This is a genomic window from Paenibacillus sp. FSL H3-0469, from assembly GCF_038051945.1.
In the GTDB taxonomy this organism is placed as follows: domain Bacteria; phylum Bacillota; class Bacilli; order Paenibacillales; family Paenibacillaceae; genus Paenibacillus_AQ.
In genome coordinates this window covers 3,068,597-3,085,058 of the sequence record NZ_CP150302.1, presented here as the reverse complement: position 1 = coordinate 3,085,058, position 16,462 = coordinate 3,068,597, and the positions used below count along the sequence as shown (strand labels likewise).

The 16,462-nt window shown below is 50.8% G+C and carries 14 protein-coding genes; 8 read left to right on the top strand and 6 right to left on the bottom strand.

What is annotated here, in order from left to right:
* Positions 1 to 167: 167 nt before the first annotated feature.
* Both NSS83_RS13340 and NSS83_RS13335 read right to left on the bottom strand, forming a co-directional pair.
* Positions 168 to 2,963 (bottom strand): O-antigen ligase family protein, encoded by a 2,796-nt coding sequence (locus NSS83_RS13340; RefSeq protein ID WP_341348399.1) that lies wholly within the window; start codon positions 2,961 to 2,963, stop codon positions 168 to 170.
* A 344-nt stretch (positions 2,964 to 3,307) separates the two neighbouring features.
* Positions 3,308 to 3,517 carry a hypothetical protein gene (locus NSS83_RS13335; RefSeq protein ID WP_036701644.1) on the bottom strand — a complete coding sequence of 70 codons (210 nt, stop codon included), beginning with the start codon at positions 3,515 to 3,517 and terminating at the stop codon, positions 3,308 to 3,310.
* Between the two features lie 199 nt (positions 3,518 to 3,716).
* On the opposite strand from NSS83_RS13335, the gene NSS83_RS13330 reads away from it, so the two are divergent.
* Both NSS83_RS13330 and sda read left to right on the top strand, forming a co-directional pair.
* Complete coding sequence (locus tag NSS83_RS13330) at positions 3,717 to 4,379, top strand: YheC/YheD family protein (protein WP_341348398.1); 663 nt, start codon at positions 3,717 to 3,719, stop codon at positions 4,377 to 4,379.
* 327 nt (positions 4,380 to 4,706) lie between these two features.
* The gene (gene sda / locus NSS83_RS13325) at positions 4,707 to 4,850 is read left to right on the top strand and encodes a sporulation histidine kinase inhibitor Sda (RefSeq protein WP_036721967.1); all 144 of its coding nucleotides are present in this window, start codon (positions 4,707 to 4,709) and stop codon (positions 4,848 to 4,850) included.
* Between the two features lie 132 nt (positions 4,851 to 4,982).
* On the opposite strand, the gene NSS83_RS13320 is transcribed toward sda, so the two are convergent.
* On the bottom strand, positions 4,983 to 5,957 hold the full coding sequence (locus NSS83_RS13320) for an NAD(P)/FAD-dependent oxidoreductase (RefSeq protein ID WP_341348726.1): 975 nt from the start codon (positions 5,955 to 5,957) through the stop codon (positions 4,983 to 4,985).
* Positions 5,958 to 6,282: 325 nt separating this feature from the next.
* Between NSS83_RS13320 and NSS83_RS13315 the strand changes: the two genes are divergently transcribed.
* The 3 genes from NSS83_RS13315 to ltrA all read left to right on the top strand — a co-directional run bounded on the left by NSS83_RS13315 (position 6,283) and on the right by ltrA (position 10,441).
* Positions 6,283 to 7,476: an NAD(P)/FAD-dependent oxidoreductase gene (locus NSS83_RS13315; protein ID WP_341348397.1), complete on the top strand. Its 1,194-nt coding sequence runs from the start codon at positions 6,283 to 6,285 to the stop codon at positions 7,474 to 7,476.
* A gap of 1 nt (position 7,477) precedes the next feature.
* Entirely contained in the window at positions 7,478 to 7,750 is a 273-nt protein-coding gene (locus NSS83_RS13310; protein ID WP_341184091.1) for a hypothetical protein, read from the top strand.
* Positions 7,751 to 8,635: 885 nt separating this feature from the next.
* A complete protein-coding gene (ltrA, locus tag NSS83_RS13305) occupies positions 8,636 to 10,441 on the top strand; it encodes a group II intron reverse transcriptase/maturase (RefSeq protein WP_341184092.1) in 1,806 nt (601 codons plus the stop codon).
* A gap of 78 nt (positions 10,442 to 10,519) precedes the next feature.
* On the opposite strand, the gene NSS83_RS13300 is transcribed toward ltrA, so the two are convergent.
* Entirely contained in the window at positions 10,520 to 10,606 is an 87-nt protein-coding gene (locus NSS83_RS13300; protein WP_282705064.1) for a putative holin-like toxin, read from the bottom strand.
* A gap of 166 nt (positions 10,607 to 10,772) precedes the next feature.
* The gene (gene hemQ, locus NSS83_RS13295) at positions 10,773 to 11,531 is read right to left on the bottom strand and encodes a hydrogen peroxide-dependent heme synthase (protein ID WP_341184093.1); all 759 of its coding nucleotides are present in this window, start codon (positions 11,529 to 11,531) and stop codon (positions 10,773 to 10,775) included.
* Between the two features lie 268 nt (positions 11,532 to 11,799).
* Here hemQ and NSS83_RS13290 point away from each other — a divergent pair, with 268 nt between their 5' ends.
* The 3 genes from NSS83_RS13290 (at position 11,800) to dnaI (ending at position 14,893) form a co-directional block, all read left to right on the top strand.
* Positions 11,800 to 12,096, top strand: a complete 297-nt coding sequence (locus NSS83_RS13290) for a YuiB family protein (protein WP_025707684.1) — start codon at positions 11,800 to 11,802, stop codon at positions 12,094 to 12,096.
* 268 nt (positions 12,097 to 12,364) lie between these two features.
* The gene (locus tag NSS83_RS13285; RefSeq protein WP_341184094.1) at positions 12,365 to 13,915 is read left to right on the top strand and encodes a helicase DnaB; all 1,551 of its coding nucleotides are present in this window, start codon (positions 12,365 to 12,367) and stop codon (positions 13,913 to 13,915) included.
* A gap of 18 nt (positions 13,916 to 13,933) precedes the next feature.
* Positions 13,934 to 14,893: a primosomal protein DnaI gene (dnaI, locus tag NSS83_RS13280; protein WP_341184095.1), complete on the top strand. Its 960-nt coding sequence runs from the start codon at positions 13,934 to 13,936 to the stop codon at positions 14,891 to 14,893.
* A 114-nt stretch (positions 14,894 to 15,007) separates the two neighbouring features.
* On the opposite strand, the gene NSS83_RS13275 is transcribed toward dnaI, so the two are convergent.
* Complete coding sequence (locus tag NSS83_RS13275) at positions 15,008 to 16,381, bottom strand: glycoside hydrolase family 43 protein (protein ID WP_341348396.1); 1,374 nt, start codon at positions 16,379 to 16,381, stop codon at positions 15,008 to 15,010.
* Between the last annotated feature and the right edge of the window lie 81 nt (positions 16,382 to 16,462).

Sequence of the window (16,462 nt, the reverse complement as noted above, 5' to 3'; positions counted from 1 at the left end):
CAATCCTTCACAACCTTCCATATATTGGACGAATGAGCGAAGATATGAGTTAATGACACTTGGTTTACGAAGGGATGACGGCGGCATGGCCCCGCACAGCAAAGAGCGCACTGCCGCAGGCAGGCGCTCTCTTTGCTGTTATTTGAGGGATAAGTGACACTGTAAGGTTACAACTGCATACCCGCTATCTCATTTATTCTTGATGCTTCTTCCGGGTCGGCGGCGGTCAGCTTTTGATAGACCGCCTGATCCTGGGCGCTCTGCATCCGCTGCTGTACGGCAAGCAGCCACCGGGCAACCTCGCGGTTGACAGGGTTGCTGTAGTCCTCACTGAGGCCTTGCTTCAGTGTGGCTTCTGCGGCTTGCATGTCCTGCGACATGTACTGGATCTTCCCGGTGTTCAGCAGCAGTTCCGGTGTCACAGTGACTCCCTGCTGCTGTGCATCCCGGTCTGCGGACGCGTAGGTATAAGTATCCAAGCCGGTTTTGAAATACCGCTGCTTGTTAAGCGTCTCCTGGTCCTTGATCTCCAGCTTGCCCTCAGCCGCAGCTTCCTGCGACCGCTTCAAGGCTGCGGCGCCCAGCTCCTGCGAACGGGCTATAACTCCGCTGTACCAGGCAGTCGTCCACAGGCTTGCGCTGTCCGTCAGATCCTCGTATCCGTTCACGAAGCCCTGCTTCACAGCTGCGGCAGCCGCGTCCTTGTCCCCGGACAGGAATTGTACTCTCCCTGCGCTTAGGCCAATCGTAGGTGTAGCGAAGAATTCACGGCCCTGCATCTGCTCGGGAGGGAGGCTTTTCAAATGTGCAATACCGTCCGTTACATGTCTGTAGGCAGCAAGTGCGGAAGCGAAATACGTCTGTTGCCCGGCTTCATCCTGCTTGGAATAAGCTTGCTGTCCAAGGAGAGCGGCCCGGCTAATCAGACCGGCATACCAGTTGATATCCCACATGAACTTGTCTGCATTGTCCAGATAGACATGATAGGCTGCATCGCTCTCGCCCTTCAGATCATAGTAGCTTGCGAGCTGGGTGAGCAGCTCTTTGTTGGACGGCTCATTCTTCAGCGCACGGGTCAAAACTGCATAGCCCTCTTCCAGGAACTGCTCGTTCTTCGTCTGCTCATACACCTTCTGGTCCAGTATGGACAGGTACACAGCCGATTCCGGATGGTAGGGTCGGATGTTGAGTGCTTTTACGAAAGGAGCCTTGATCTCCTCATACGACTGGCTCACCTGGATCAGCTTCTTGCCTGCACCGGCTTCAGAGCTGGAACGAATGTAACTCAGAGACAGGAAGAGCAGGTAGGCCGTTCCGATTCCAAGTACTGTGAAATAACCTGCTCTGATCCACAGTTTGTTCCACTGAAGACGGAGCGGCTTGCTCTCCATGGCCACAGCCATTCCGCCCAGAGCGAGGAAGACGAGCATTCCTATGAAGGCAAAACTGAGGTTGAAATCCAGCAGGCTGTGAACGAGAATCGACAAGGCGATAATAAGATAGAAGAATCCGTTGTTATAGTCATCGGTCTCCCGTTTCAGGTACTGTCTGCTGAATTTGTAGAAGATAAACAGGATGAAGCCCATGAACACCAGGAAGCCTACAATGCCCACCTCAATCAGATATTGCAGGAAAAAATTATGCACCTGGCGGCTCAGGTAAGGGTTGTTCTGATAATGCTCATAGAGTGTGGCCCAGCCGCCGCCGCCCGCGCCCAGTACCGGATAATCCTTGACGACCTTCATGGCATCCTTGTAAAAGGTAAAACGCTCCAGGACACTGTGCTGCCTGAAGTTGATATTCTCCAGCCGTGTTCCGATATTCGCCGGGAGAATATTACGTGCGCTCGTGCCGATGAACAGGAAGGCAATGATTACGACGCCAGCCACAGATACGGCAGGAATCCATAATCCGCTCATGCGCCGGGACTCCAGTTTGCTGAGCTTACGGCTCAGCCAAGGCGCCAGATAACGCTGGACTACCAGACAGAGCACGCCTGCACAGGCGGATGCTCCCAGCAGATATCCCCAGCCTTTAAGGGCAGCGGATGAGTTGAACTCCGCATTCAGCTCCAGCCCCAGCTGCGTGACCGGGCTTGTGATCAGCAGAGAGCATAGGCCGGCAATGGCGAGATGGACAATCCACAGAATCTGCTGCACAGGCTTCAGGAAGAGCAGCAGGAGAATGAAGACCACCGGCAGCAGCACCAGTCCGCCGCGGGATAAGGTAAGCAGCAGCGAGACGATAATTGGCACCAGCATGAAGCCGTGCAGCAGCTGTCCGGCTCGCTTCCGGGAGCGGATCAGCGCGAAGACGGCCACGAACAGAAAAGCCATCAGGAAGGCTGCATATGTATTGGCATACTGAAAAACGGAAGTCAGGCGCAGACCGTTCGAGTCGGTCATTACCGCTTCGCTATACCTGCTGTTAAATACTGCTTTTGAGAACCAGCCCACCAGGCTGCCGGCCAGCTTCCAGCTTCCGAGCCAGTTGAGCAGTCCAAACCCGACAATCAGGTAAGCGAGGGTAAGCACGCCATGCTGGACGGCGGAATTGAGCCGCCTTTGCCGGAGCAGAAGGATGCTGACGATGAAGACTGCGGCATAGGTGAACTGGGTGAACAGCATGTTCATCGCCATATACCGCGAAGCAGCGCCGAATAGCGACAGCGCATAGGTTAAGGGAAGCAGAATGGCTGCTACGATGAGCAAGTCACGCTGTCCCTCAAGCCGGAAGGTTCTGAAGTAGAAGACGGCAGCGGCCAGCAGGAGCAGACAGCTTAATAATGCGGCAACATAGATGGGCTTCTCGAACTCCGCCGTCATTCCGTTGAACAATCCGATCTGAAAAGCGGCCCAGCCAAAAAACAGCAGGAACGCAGCGCAAAGCGTCCAAGCTGCCCCTGAGAGCTTGTCCGTAGCTTGGACAGAAGCTGCTTGTTTTCCGTACACAGGTTTCGACACAATAGAATCTCCTTTTTCAAAATATTGGGTCTTCCAATTTATTGCACATACATATTACGGATATAAAGTGAAAAAGTTGTTGTCTGAATGGAAATTTCAAAGATTGGAGTGTCTTGCAGAAGAGGGGAGGAGCAAAAAAATGGGGAATAGGCCGGAACCTGCTCAGCGAATGAAGCAGTCTGTCTGCACAGGCCAGCCTGCCGCAGTTTTCATAGAATAATGAAACGGGGCGAATCTATGAATCATGTAATCATGGACGATTAAGAGTTCCACCCGGAGGCAGCAGCAGTGGCGGCAGGAGTTAGGCGATACGCGTCCTGGGCCACTGCTGCCGGGAGCAAGCTTCAGGCGGGGATAATAAATTTCAGGTTAATCATGAATACGATCAGGGCGGAGGCCCCCAGGGAAAAGGCGATGCAGCCGGCACCGAGCACTCTGCGCCGGTCTTTGATGAATTTGAAGCCAAGCGCACAGACGAGTATTGTCGTTCCTGCCAGTACAACAGACATACCGATCATTGCAAACCAATACAGGATTTCAAAAAACTCTGCCATTAGGAAACCCTCCCTTTCAGGCAATAATACAACGAATTTTAATGATTTTCCAGTCAAATGAATCAGGGACATAAGGCCCCGCAGCCATATGCCCTTTTTTGCTGTGGACTGCTATACCACGGACAATCATACAGGAGGGCACGGCCTTTCGTGAGTAATCTATAGGGTAGGCTGGGAATGCGAAAGGAGAGGGCAAATAATGGCGGGGAGAGAACTGGCAAGCAAGCTGCTGAAGACGGCGGCGCTGCTTAGCGATTCACGGGTTGCCGGTTACATTCCGAGAACGCGGGAATATAGTGCTGCCGGATTGTCCGCGATGCTTGGCAGATACGGCAATGTTGTCATCAAGCCGGTTGTAGGCGGAGGAGGATATGGTGTCATTAAGGTGTTCCGGGATCAGAGGGGGTACGGCTTCACGTATATGAAGAGCACACGGATCTATGGAGACTTCACTTCCATGCGCCAGGCACTGGACAGATTCAAGGTGAAACGGAAATATTTGATTCAGCAGGGGATCTCCCTTGCACGGATCTCCGGGCGCCCGATTGATTACCGGGTCAAGGTGGTGAAGGTCGGCGATCACTGGGAGTTCCGCTCTATGGTAGGGAGAGTAGCCCGGCCGGGATTGTTCGTTACGAATCTCTGCAAAGGGGGTACAATGCTTAGCTGCCGTCAGGGACTGCGAAGATCACTGCCGAGAGTGGGGACGTCTTCCAAGAAGGCGGAGATGCGCAGGCTGACTATAGTCTGTATCGAGCTGCTGGAGCGTCATTTTCCGGGGATCGGTGAACTGGGCTTCGATTATGCCGTGGATCATCGGGGGAAGATTTGGATTTTGGAAGTAAATACAAGACCAAAATAATTAATAAAATTTTTATATTTGACGATAAATACAGTAATAGGCTAATATTGCGTTTAGTTGTTTGAAATCCGAGGTAATACAACAAGAAATATCCCAGCCAATTATGAACATTCTAAAAAAGTTTTTGTGTGGAGATGTCAGGTTTCAGCCCTGTGTATAACTGTTATCCCCATAGTCCACTGCGGAATTCCTGACAATATAACCCTTACTAACATATTATACACAGGATCTCCACAGCAGCTTGTGGATAATGAGAACGCTTGTTCGAAAAATGATAGTTTGCTATGATAGATTCAGATCCAAATAAAGGAAAGGTAGGTGAACGTTATGGTTGAATTGTCGGATGAGATGCTGCTTGACTCTTATCACAGAGCGATAGAGCTGCATTTAGAGCATGATTTCATCGCCCTACTTCTCGCTGAAATTCGCAAACGGAACTTACACTCTCCAGACCATGCGGTTCTTCATTAAAGATCAGAGCACACCCTGCAGCATAGGACTTCATTAAACCGCAAGCATCAAGGAATAGGGTATCTTTTCAAGTTGAGGTGGAATCAACCTGAAAGGATACCCTTTTATTATGGTTATAAGGTTATAGACAACCTAGAGCTTAAGATTACTGCTGTGTCCTGGAGACAGCTTCGCATCCGGATCAATATACACCTTGGCGTTATTCACTGCTGTCGGCGCTTCTCCGAATCCGACAGCAATCAGCTTCAGCTTGCCCGGATAGGTCGTGATATCGCCGGCGGCGAAGATTCCCGGAATGCTGGTCTCCATGCGGGAGTCAACCACAATGGAGTTGCCCTCAATCTCGATTCCCCACTCGGCAATCGGTCCCAGGGAGGAGACAAAGCCGAAATTGACAATAACGCTGTCCACTTCGATTTCCTGAGTTTCCTTGGTCTTGATATGGGACAAGGTGACCTTGGTAATGAATTCTTCGCCATGCAGCCCGGTGATCTCGGATGGCGTAATCACATTAACCTTAGAGGCCATCAGATTCTCTACACTATGCTCATGCGCACGGAATTTATCCCGTCTGTGAATCAGTGTGACCTGCTCGGCAATGGGCTCCAGCATAAGCGCCCAGTCCACGGCAGAATCGCCGCCGCCGCTGATCAGCACCTTCTTATCCTTATAAGCATTCAGATCGCTGACGAAATAATGCAGGTTGGCTTTCTCGAAGCGCTGTGCATCCGGTACCTCCAGACGCCGCGGCTCGAAGGCACCTACGCCTGCCGTAATGATGATAGCTTTGGTGTGATATTCTGCCTTGTCGGTGGTGACAGTGAAATGGCGTTCAGCCTGCTTCACAACCGATACGACCTTCTCCTCCAGACGGATATCGGACTGGAACAGCTCCATCTGCCGGGTAAGATTATCCACCAGCTCTTGTCCGGTGACCTTAGGGAAGCCCGCGACGTCGTAAATATATTTCTCAGGATACAGAGCAGCAAGCTGCCCTCCAAGTTGGGGCATACTCTCAATAAGTGTTACTGAAGCCTGGCGCATGCCGCCGTAAAAAGCGGCAAACATACCGGCTGGTCCTCCGCCTATAATCAGCAGATCGCTCATAGGAACGGTTTGCTCTAGTGTCACGTAATATTACACCTCCGAGTTGATAGTTTCAATTTGCCATACAAGCGTACCTACTCATTATAAACATAGTCTCACCTGCCTTGCAAAGGCTTTGATTTCAAAGAAAAATGTGACATTTTGTTGTATGATTATATTTGATTAAAACGATACTAAGGTTTACAATGGATATGGTTATTTTAGAAATCCTTTAAGTTTTATTGGAAATTCTTCTGAATTTAAGTGTATAAATTCACAAAAGAAACCTGATTTTTTAACAAAAAATAACACATAGACAGATTCACCTGTTGGAAGGAGCCGGAACATGAGCAGTATTCCCAAAATCGTTATTCTAGGCGCGGGATATGGAGGGATTTTGACCGCCCAGCGGCTGCAGAAAGCTTTGAATTATAATGAAGCCGATGTAACCCTGGTTAACCGCCATGAATATCACTATTTCACGACCCATCTGCATATGCCTGCAGCGGGCACGGACAGCATCGAGCATACGCGCGTATCTATTTCCAAATTAATCGATGAGTTCAAGATCGATCTCGTCAAATCCTCGGTGCAGGAGATTCGCACCCAGCAGAAGAAGGTTATTCTGGAGGATGGAACGCTCTCGTATGATTACCTCGTGATTGCCCTTGGCGGTGAGCCTGAAACGTTCGGGATTCCGGGACTCGACAAATATGCGCTGACCATCCGCAGCATCAACTCTGTGCGGCTGATCCGGGAGCATATCCAGTACCAGTTCGCCAAATACAAGAATGAGAATAATGCACAGGAGCATATCAACTTCGTCATTGGCGGCGCGGGCTTCAGCGGGATTGAATTTGTAGCGGAGCTGGCTGACCGGATTCCTGCCCTATGCAAAGAATTTGATGTCGATCCAAGCATGGTCAACATCTATAATATAGAAGCTGCGCCTACGGCTCTGCCAGGGTTCGCGCCTGAGCTGGTGGAGCACGCCATGACGGTGCTCACCAAGAAGGGTGTGACCTTCAAGATGGGCGTAGCGATCAAGGAATGCCTGCCTGGCGGTGTAATTCTGGCCACGGGTGAAGAGATCAAAGCCTCCACGATCGTATGGACCGGCGGTATCCGCGGGAACCGTCTGATTGAAGCGGCCGGCTTCGAAGCGATGCGCGGACGAGTGAAGGTAGACGAATATCTGCGGGCTCCGGGACATGAGAACATCTTCATCATTGGAGACGGCTCCCTCATGATTAATCCGGAAGGCCGTCCATACCCGCCGACAGCACAGATTGCTATGCAGCAGGGGGAATGCTGTGCGCATAATCTCGTAGCGGCCATCCGCAGCCAGCAGCCGAAGAAATTCGCCTTCAGCAACAAGGGAACCGTAGCTTCACTGGGTAAGGGCCAGGGAATTGCCGTAGTCGGCGATAAGACATACAAAGGCTGGAAGGCAGCGCAGCTGAAGAAGGTTGTCGATATGCGCTACCTGCTCATTATCGGCGGCATTCCACTCGTGCTCAAAAAAGGAAGATTCCTCTAAGATGCGCCACTGCAGCGTGCAAGTACGCGGACTGCTGACGCGCGAGGAGCTGGACCGCTACAATGCTCTGATTGAGGTAGGCACCTATCTGGAGGATCAGACCCGGTACGATCTGGCCTACCCTGTCCAGAAGGAGATCGACCTGCTGATCCTCCCGGCCATCGAGCGCCTGAAGGAGAAGAGCCGCGCCCGTGACCAGGCGACAGCGGAATATCTGGAGAGCCTGCGGGATGAGGATGAAGCGGACGAGGATGATAAGGAACCTTCGGCATAAGTGATTTTAAGCTGTAGATATTTATTTATTAAATCCACTTGTGGTATAGTGGAGGTAGAAAAGACGTACAATGCAAAGAGAGCCGTGCTTGCAACACGGCTCTCGGGTGCAATAGCCGCTTTTAAGGGCGGTGGCTTTCGGAATATCAGTTAAGAAATAGACCGATTCCTTGGTGAGGGCGGTCTATTTCTTTTGTGCGACTTGTTTTACTATAACCATCATGTGTGGGAAACGTAAGGATGCAAAGCATCTAACTTAGTGACCGAAGGTTGGAATGAGGGAACCATGTATCCCAAAACGACCTCATTAATACTCCTGCATGCGGTATTAGGCAGCATATACCGTATGGAGCCAGGTGAAGGCGGCAGAAGGAGAACTAGAGCCACTCGCAAGAGAAGGTATGTTAGCCGATATGCCGGATGGCTGAAAAACAAGCTATGGTGAGAATGACACGCATGTCTGACGAACTGCCGAATGTACAGGTCTATAATAGGACCGCTAGGAAACTGGTGGGCTAGTAAATACTAGGTGAGCGGCGAAGAGTACAATATAAAAGATAGGAAACTCGCTATACTGAACTATGGCAGTATCGAACTCGCAGGCTTAAAGGCAGCACCTAAGGTTTTGAATGGATAGCTAGGCCACTAGGAACAAGGAAAGCAGGGGGCGTTGTCTCATGGTCTGCCAACCAAGACGGTTACTATAAGGGTTCTTATTCGAAATGTATTTACCCCTGTGAGAGTAGGGGCACGACCAATGAAGCACCTGTAATGGGTTTGGAGGAACAGCCCCAAGTCTTATTAATTCAAATTCAATTTTCCAAAAGTGAACGACATCGATCGGGTAAGAACGTGGGAATATTACTCCGTTGGGAGGGATACCACAATGTCGGCGGTACGATACTGGGATTATTACGGCATGACCGGAATCTTTAGTGAACTGTATGGAAGAGCACAAAACAAGGAAATATTCACGAATCTCTACGATATGATCACTTCTAGGGAAAATATTCTTCTGGCCTACCGCACAGTTAAATCAAATAAAGGTTCCAAAACAGCAGGTACAGACGGCAGAACTATTGACGATATTAAAACGGCATCCGAAGAAGAATTAGTAGAGCTTATCACTGGGAAACTATTGAACTATCGTCCTAAGAAAGTGAGAAGAGTCTTCATCCCCAAACCAAACGGCAAACAAAGACCATTAGGTATTCCGAGTATAGTTGACCGAATCATCCAGCAATGCTTCAAACAGATACTTGAACCCATTGCTGAAGCCCAATTCTATAAACACAGCTACGGATTCAGACCGATGCGTACTACCCACCACGCTGTAGCCCGGGTACAACACCTTATTAATTTCAATCGTTTTCACTTTATTGTGGACATTGATATTAAAGGTTTCTTTGATAACGTTAACCATACCAGACTTATCAAACAACTATGGAATATGGGGATACAAGATCGCAAAGTTTTACGGATCATAGGAAAAATGCTTAAAGCCGAGATTGAAGGCGAAGGTATACCTGAAAAGGGAACACCACAAGGCGGGATATTATCGCCACTCCTGTCAAACATTGTTTTGCATGATCTGGATCAATGGGTATCGGGGCAATGGGATACGTTTCCTTCTAGACATAAATATGCACGGAATGATGGGAAGTGTGCAGCCCTAAAAAGGACCAATCTCAAGGAAGGGTACATTGTCCGTTACGCCGACGATTTTAAAATCCTTTGTAGAGACTGGAAAACTGCCCAAAAGTGGTTTCATGCCGTAAAGCTTTATCTATATGACCGTCTGAAACTAGAAATCTCACCGGAAAAATCGCAAATTGTAAACCTCAGAAGGCGAGCGTCCGAATTTCTTGGATTTACTATTCGTGCGATAACGAAAGGACCTAAGAGAGTTGCTCGTACGGGCCTAAGCGACAGGAAAAAACAGCAGATAAAGAAAGAAGCGAAAGTGCGTATCGTGAAAATACGTCAGTCACCTACTGCTCAAAATGCGCTCTTATTCAATAGTTACGTCCTGGGTATTCATAACTACTTTAGCCGAGCTACGCAAGTTAGCATCGAATTCTCACGACTTGCTCATGATCTACGCCGGTTCACCTTTAATCGTCTGAATTCAGTCGCGACTTACGAATATCCGTGTATCCCGCCACCAACCTACTCGAAATTTTATAGTAAGAATTATAAAACGTTTAGGATATGCGGAGTCTACCTTTTTCCACTTCCGGATATCAGATGGAAGATCAGCACAAATTTCGACCAGTCCATTAGTCCATTTACCGAAGAAGGAAGAAGGATCATCCACAAAGAGCTAAGTCCGGATATTCTCAGAGAAATCTCTAAACTCATGAAATCCAACATACATGGTCGCAGTGTGGAATATATGGATAATCGTATTAGTAGATACAGTATGAAGATGGGCAGATGCGAAGTTACAGGATTGTTCTTATACGCAGAGGAAGTCCATTGCCACCACTACCAGCAGATGAAAAATGGAGGGAGCGATAAATTCAGCAACCTCCGTATTTTACATCGTGATGTGCACAGGCTCATACATGCAACGACTGAAAAAACGATTGTTGAACTCAAAACCCGATTGGATTTATCATCTGAAATGATGAAATCATTAAACCTATATCGTAAAAAGTGCAACTTGGAACTTATTGATATATTGAATTAAGAAGATGGAACGCCGTGTGCGGTGAAAGTCGCAAGCACGGTGTGGAGGAGGGGAAAAGACGGAGATAATTTCAAAGTCTTACCTATTCCTATTGAGGTAATTCAGCAAAGCAATAATGAACATGCCAAACATGAACATCAATGACAACGCTTGATAAACCTCCATGAGCCTCACCTCCCTTCCGGGAGATTAGCCGACCGCCCTTGTAAGCCTTCCATTGCTTCTACGATTATACCATTTGATTAGCCTGTATGGATAGGTTTAACAATATTGGAAATACAAAAGGAAGGTTTCCTGAACAGGTCACCTTCCTTTTGTATACATTATGATGCTACAGCTTCAGCATCTCCTCGAACGATTCCTCGTTCAGCAGGTTGCCGACATAGAAGGGGCCGAACTCGCCATAGCGGGCGCTGACTTCATCGAAGCGCATCTCGTAGACGAGCTTCTTGAACTGCAGCGCATCCTCGGCGAACAGGGTTACGCCCCACTCCCAGTCATCGAAGCCGACGGAGCCGGTGATGATCTGCTTCACCTTGCCGGCATAGCTGCGGCCGATCAGGCCGTGCGAATACATCAGCTCCCGGCGTTTGTCCATATCCAGCATGTACCAGTTGTCGGCAAGCTCACGCTTCTTGTTCATCGGGTAGAAGCAGATATGCTTCATTTGCGGCAGTACAGGCTTCAGCCGGGCAGCCACATGCGGGTTCTGCATCGGGTCGCTGCCGTCTCCGGCACTTCCTCCTGCGGCATAGTTGCTGAGCTCAACGATGCTTACGTAGGAGTAGGCCTTCGTTGTATATTGGGCAAAGGCAATTTTGTTAAAAGCGGTCTCCAGCGCATTCAGCGCCTCCAGACTCTCTCTCAGAAACATCATCACGAAATCAGCCTTCTGGCCCACGATGGAATAGACTGCAGTGCTGCCTTCCTTCGCTTCCTCGACAGGTCCCCACTCCTGCATGAAGGCATGCAGCTCCTCCAGGGCAACTGCCCGTTCCTCGTCATCTGCTGCCGTCCAGGCTGTCCAGTTCAGCGAGCGGAAGTCATGTAGCGCATACCAGCCTTCCAGTGTCAAAGCGGCTTCGTTCAAGTTGTTCACTCCTTATCGTTTATCGGTGGAATATCCTCGCGTAAAATCTTCTTTGTCCGCATACCTTAATTATGTATGAACATAGGTCGGGTGCTATTTGCATTGTAGCGCAGCGGGCGGCAGAGAGCAAACGCCGGGCCCCCCATTCACGCCTATTCCGGTATTTAGCGCGATAATGTTCATTGCTTCGCTACATTTTTTCTAGTAAACTTACTATTATATAAGCTTGGGTGTGCGGTTCTTTATAGAGAGAGGGGATGGCGGTACGATGGGATTTATTCCGGTGTTTGTTCTGGCCGTTTTATTCTTTGTGATGATGTTCGGGATTGGCTTCATTCTTAACATGCTGATGAAGACTACCTGGTTCCCTGCCTATCTGTTCGTCATTGTCATTCTTCCGGTGGTGGTCTATTCCATCTGGGACCGGAGCGCGATGTCCCTATGGGAGCATCTCTCTACCTTCCACATCGTGGATTATCTTACCGGGATCGCTGGTCTTGCCGGAGCGGTGCTGAGCGGCTGGACCATTCAGAAGCTGCGGCTGGGCGGATACAAGATGTTCTAAGCGCTGCCTGAAGGGCGGTACAACAAGAAACGGCTAATCTCCTACCGGGGAGAAGCCGTTTTTTTTATAGATAAGAATTTATATGTTTTGGGGTCCCCGCAAAGTACCTGAGTCATCACCTACGCTAAAGCCCCACTTTGTGGGGTTATTTTTCGCCAAAAAGAGCAAGGGTTCATCTTTATTTTACATTTCCGGCCGGGTGTTTTGTGATAGAATAGAAATCTATATGAATTCGTATATCGTATAGAAGAGGGGGAGGTATCCGCAGATGCGTATGAGCAACCTGCATCATTTCACTGAACATCATCGGTACTGCGTTTCCCGCGAATTCGGTCTAAGCCAGCTGGACGGCCGTATGCTGGGCTCAGTCTATCAGCCAATGGTAGGCGCGTTCGCCATCAGCCTGTACAGATTGCTGTTCGAGCATATTCCGGCTGAATCTATCGGTTATTCCGGTGTGGAGCAGCAGCGCAGGCTCTTTATGACCCTGGGCGTTGAACCAAACGAGAAGGGCCGTAAATATATGGTAGACCAGGCTTCCCGGCTGGAAGCGGTGGGACTGCTGCAGACCTGCCGGCTGTATGCCGCGGAGAACGATGATTATATGTACGAGTACGAATTAATGCCGCCGCTGTCGCCGGCTGATTTTTTTGCAACCCAGCATCTGACGCTGCTGCTCCGGGATAAGATCGGCAAGTTCGCTGTGCTGTCGCTGCGCGAGCAGTTCTGGCACCGGGAACCCGAGGAATGGAGCGGGCGGTCGATGGGAAAAGAGAATATTTCACTGCCCTTTTATGATATTTTTGAGCTGAATACCCATGTCATCGACTATGAGCTGGAGCAGGCCCTGGCAGAGGTAGCTTCCGTTCGTCAGCCCGGCACCACCCAAGACGCTGAGCCGAATATAGCCTACAGCGATATTATCCTGCGCTTCCCGCGTGAATCGGTGAACCGTGCGCATGTCGAGAAGCTGCGTTTTGACCATAATCAGATGGGTGTCATTAATTATGTGGCCCGCAAATACGAGCTTGGCCCGCAGGATGTATGCCGCCTGCTGGATGAGGATGATGTCTTCACGCCGGACGGAGAGGTGATTCTGGATACGCTGCAGTACAAGGCGAGCCAGCATTTTCGTCAGGATAGGAAGCGCCAGGAGAAAAGAGAGATTGCCGCCGCCAAGGTGGTGTCGCTGCGCTCCGCCGCTGAGGAAGAGAGTGATCCTTCTGCAGTGCCGGTGGAGCAGGCTGTCGAAATGGAGTTCTATGTAGAAGTGCCTCCGCAATTTCTGTCCAAATGCGACATTCACCAATATAATATGATGCTGCGCAACGAGCCTTATACACGGCTGTTACAGACATTCTTCCCGGGGGCGGTTCCGGGCCAGCTGATGGATATCTTCGAGAAGATTGATTTGAACTATAAGCTCAGCGGCGAAGTGATCAATGTACTGATTCATTATCTGATGACGATGGTGGCTTCCGGCGGCGATCAGCGGATGAACCGCAACTTCGTGGAGGCGATTGCCTCCAATATGCTGGTGAAGCAGGTGAATACTTACGAGAAGGCTGTGCGCTATATCCGCGACCAGTCGAAGGTGAAGGGCAAGGGGGCGGCTTCCGCCACCTCCGGCACAGGCAACGCGGGAACCCGCCAGCGTTCGTATACGAAGAGCGGCGGCCGTTCCGGCAAACAGGAAATTCCGATTGTGCTTGATGACGGCAGCGCCGGAACCGTATCGGAAGAGGAATTCGCGGCGATGATGAAGAAAGCGGCCGAGATCAAGGCCAGCAAGAAAAAAGGCGTTCTGAGAACGCCCTGAAGAAAGTGAGGTGCAGCGATGGAGTCTATGGGCGAAGTGCTGCGTTCGATGAACAACCCTGCTCTGCGCCAGCGCTCCCGTGACCTGGAGCAGACCCTGCTGAACCATCCCCTGGTCAAGGAGCTTCAGGCGGAGCACCCTGAGCTGGACGAGTCCCGGCTGCGGCTGCACTTGAGCCGTCTGTACCAGTATGTCGAGGAGGACCGGCATTGTAAGAACTGCCCCGGCCTGGCGAATTGCCCGAATGATTTCCAGGGGCATTACAGCAAGCTGTCGGTGGAGACAGTGAACGGTGTAACGGATCTGTATGAACGCAAGACGCCGTGCAAGCTGAAGATTGCGCAGGATAATCAGGATAATGTCCGCAAACGGATCCGCAGCTTCTATGTGGATGAGCGGGTACTGAACGGCGGATATGATGAGATGGATATTATGGGCAAGGACCCCCGGCGGGCCTCAGCCGTGAACAAGATATTTGACTATATAGGAGCTGTGCGGGCAGAAGGCCTGACTTCGCGGGGCATTTATCTGCAGGGCAGCTTCGGGACCGGCAAAACCTTCCTCATGTGCTATCTGCTCCATGAGCTGGCGATCTCGGGCTACAGCGGCGTGATTGTCTACATGCCGGATTTCATCGAGGAACTGAAGCTGATCATGATGGATAACCAGAAGCTGAAGGAAATGGTCGATACGATGAAGAACTGTGATCTGCTCATCTTCGACGACATCGGAGCCGAGAATCTCAATCCCTGGGCGCGTGACCATGTGCTCGGAGCGATCCTGAACTACCGGATGAACCGCAAGCCGACCTTCTACACCTCGAATTATCCGCTGGACGGGCTGGAGAAGCATCTCAGCATCACCAGCAAGGACGGGGAAGAGGTCTACAAGGGCCAGCGGCTGATGGACCGGATTGCTCCGTTCGTAGACGTGATTCCGCTGCATGGGGAGAACCAGCGGGGCAAGGCCAGAGACTAAGACGCACAGTTGCAGCAATAAGCAATATAAGCATAGGGCAGGATAATTTGTGCTCCACACAAAGAGGGGACCGCGCCGTCATTTGGCGGGGTCCCCTTTTTGCTATGCTTAGATTCAGCTGGCGCTGAATTTCCACCAATTGATATTGAACAGGTAGCCGCTGCCGCCCGTGAATTTCAGGTAGAGGTCGTGAGTGCCGCTGGCTCCACTGACCGTGCAGGTCTTGGTCACCCAGTTCTGCCAGCCCCCGGTATTCTGCACCGCACAGGTGCCGGCCAGTGTTCCAGTCGGACTGTCCAGCCGTAGCTCAATATTGCCGCCGCTGCCTGCTGACGCTACCCGCGCCTCGAAGGCTGCGGCTCCGGCGCCGAAGTTCACATTTTTGATTTTGAGATAATCGCCGTGATCGATGAAGCCGACATTCATTCCCCCGTCCGTATCCGAGGTGGTCTCGTTCTCTACCCCGGCCGCCCATGCGCTGGTCTCGGCTTGTGTTCTGACATAGGGGTTAAGGGTGGCGATGGGCTGCGGTCCGGAGGTGGTCATGTTGATGACCGGGAAGCTTCCGTCCGCGTTGTAGGTGAATTGCTCTACCCCCACTGACCGGGTGAAGCCGCCCCCTCCAGGCAAGGCCCCATTATGATAAAAGAAATAGGAGCGCCCTTTGAAATCGATGATGCCGGGATGATTCGTGAAGCTGCCGCCTTGGGTGGGCATAATGATCCCTCTGTACTTCCACGGTCCGGTCGGCGACGAGCTGGTGGAATAAGCGATATTCTCAGGAATGCCGCTTGCGGCGTAGACCATGTAGTATAAGCTGCCGCGCTTGTAGAACCAGGGTCCTTCTTCGTAGAGGGTTGGTCTATCGGCATTGCCGTTTCGTACACCGAAGCTGTCTGTGGTCATAGGCACCTGCACAATACCTGTGCTCTGGTTGTAGGAGATCATATCCGGGTTCAGCTTCACATATTTTAGTGTCGGGTTCCCCCAGTAGAGATAAGCCTGGCCGTCACTGTCCACATATACCGTCGGATCAATGTCGCCCCAGCTGCTGGAGACGAGCGGTTTGCCGATAGCGTCCACGAACGGGCCGGTCGGGCTGTTTGAGACGGCGACGCCGATGGCGGGCCGTCCGAGCGAAGTGCTTTTTGCCGTGACATAAAAGTAGAATTTGCCGTTGCGCTCAATGACCTGGCTGGCCCAAGCTTCTCCGCTCGACCAGCTGAACGCCTTGTAGGATAACGGTGACCCGTGATCTGTCCAGTTCGCCATGTCCTTGGAAGAGTAGACCCTCCAATCATTCATCGTATAGTAGGTCGAGTTGTCTTCGTCATGTCCGGTGTACAGGTAGACCGTATCATTGTATACAAGCGGGGCCGGGTCTGCCGTGTAGATGGTCTGTACAACAGGGTTGTCAGCGAACGATACCGGGGAATACAGCGCCGATGCCAACAAGCCTGCAGCAGCAAGGCTGACAAGCTTTTTCATTCTTTTTCCTCCTCAAAATAGGTATAAGAGCGCTTTCGCATACAGAGTAACACGGCTCCTGTGAAACAAAAATGTGTTTTC

Bases quoted from the DNA above. Each gene is read 5' to 3' on its own strand.
- NSS83_RS13335 (WP_036701644.1), bottom strand. From the start codon at position 3,517: ATGGCAGAGTTTTTTGAAATCCTGTATTGGTTTGCAATGATCGGTATG.
- NSS83_RS13330 (WP_341348398.1), top strand. From the start codon at position 3,717: ATGGCGGGGAGAGAACTGGCAAGCAAGCTGCTGAAGACGGCGGCGCTG.
- sda (WP_036721967.1), top strand. From the start codon at position 4,707: ATGGTTGAATTGTCGGATGAGATGCTGCTTGACTCTTATCACAGAGCG.
- NSS83_RS13320 (WP_341348726.1), bottom strand. From the start codon at position 5,957: ATGAGCGATCTGCTGATTATAGGCGGAGGACCAGCCGGTATGTTTGCC.
- NSS83_RS13315 (WP_341348397.1), top strand. From the start codon at position 6,283: ATGAGCAGTATTCCCAAAATCGTTATTCTAGGCGCGGGATATGGAGGG.
- NSS83_RS13310 (WP_341184091.1), top strand. From the start codon at position 7,478: ATGCGCCACTGCAGCGTGCAAGTACGCGGACTGCTGACGCGCGAGGAG.
- ltrA (WP_341184092.1), top strand. From the start codon at position 8,636: ATGTCGGCGGTACGATACTGGGATTATTACGGCATGACCGGAATCTTT.
- NSS83_RS13300 (WP_282705064.1), bottom strand. From the start codon at position 10,606: ATGGAGGTTTATCAAGCGTTGTCATTGATGTTCATGTTTGGCATGTTC.
- NSS83_RS13290 (WP_025707684.1), top strand. From the start codon at position 11,800: ATGGGATTTATTCCGGTGTTTGTTCTGGCCGTTTTATTCTTTGTGATG.
- NSS83_RS13285 (WP_341184094.1), top strand. From the start codon at position 12,365: ATGCGTATGAGCAACCTGCATCATTTCACTGAACATCATCGGTACTGC.
- dnaI (WP_341184095.1), top strand. From the start codon at position 13,934: ATGGAGTCTATGGGCGAAGTGCTGCGTTCGATGAACAACCCTGCTCTG.
- NSS83_RS13275 (WP_341348396.1), bottom strand. From the start codon at position 16,381: ATGAAAAAGCTTGTCAGCCTTGCTGCTGCAGGCTTGTTGGCATCGGCG.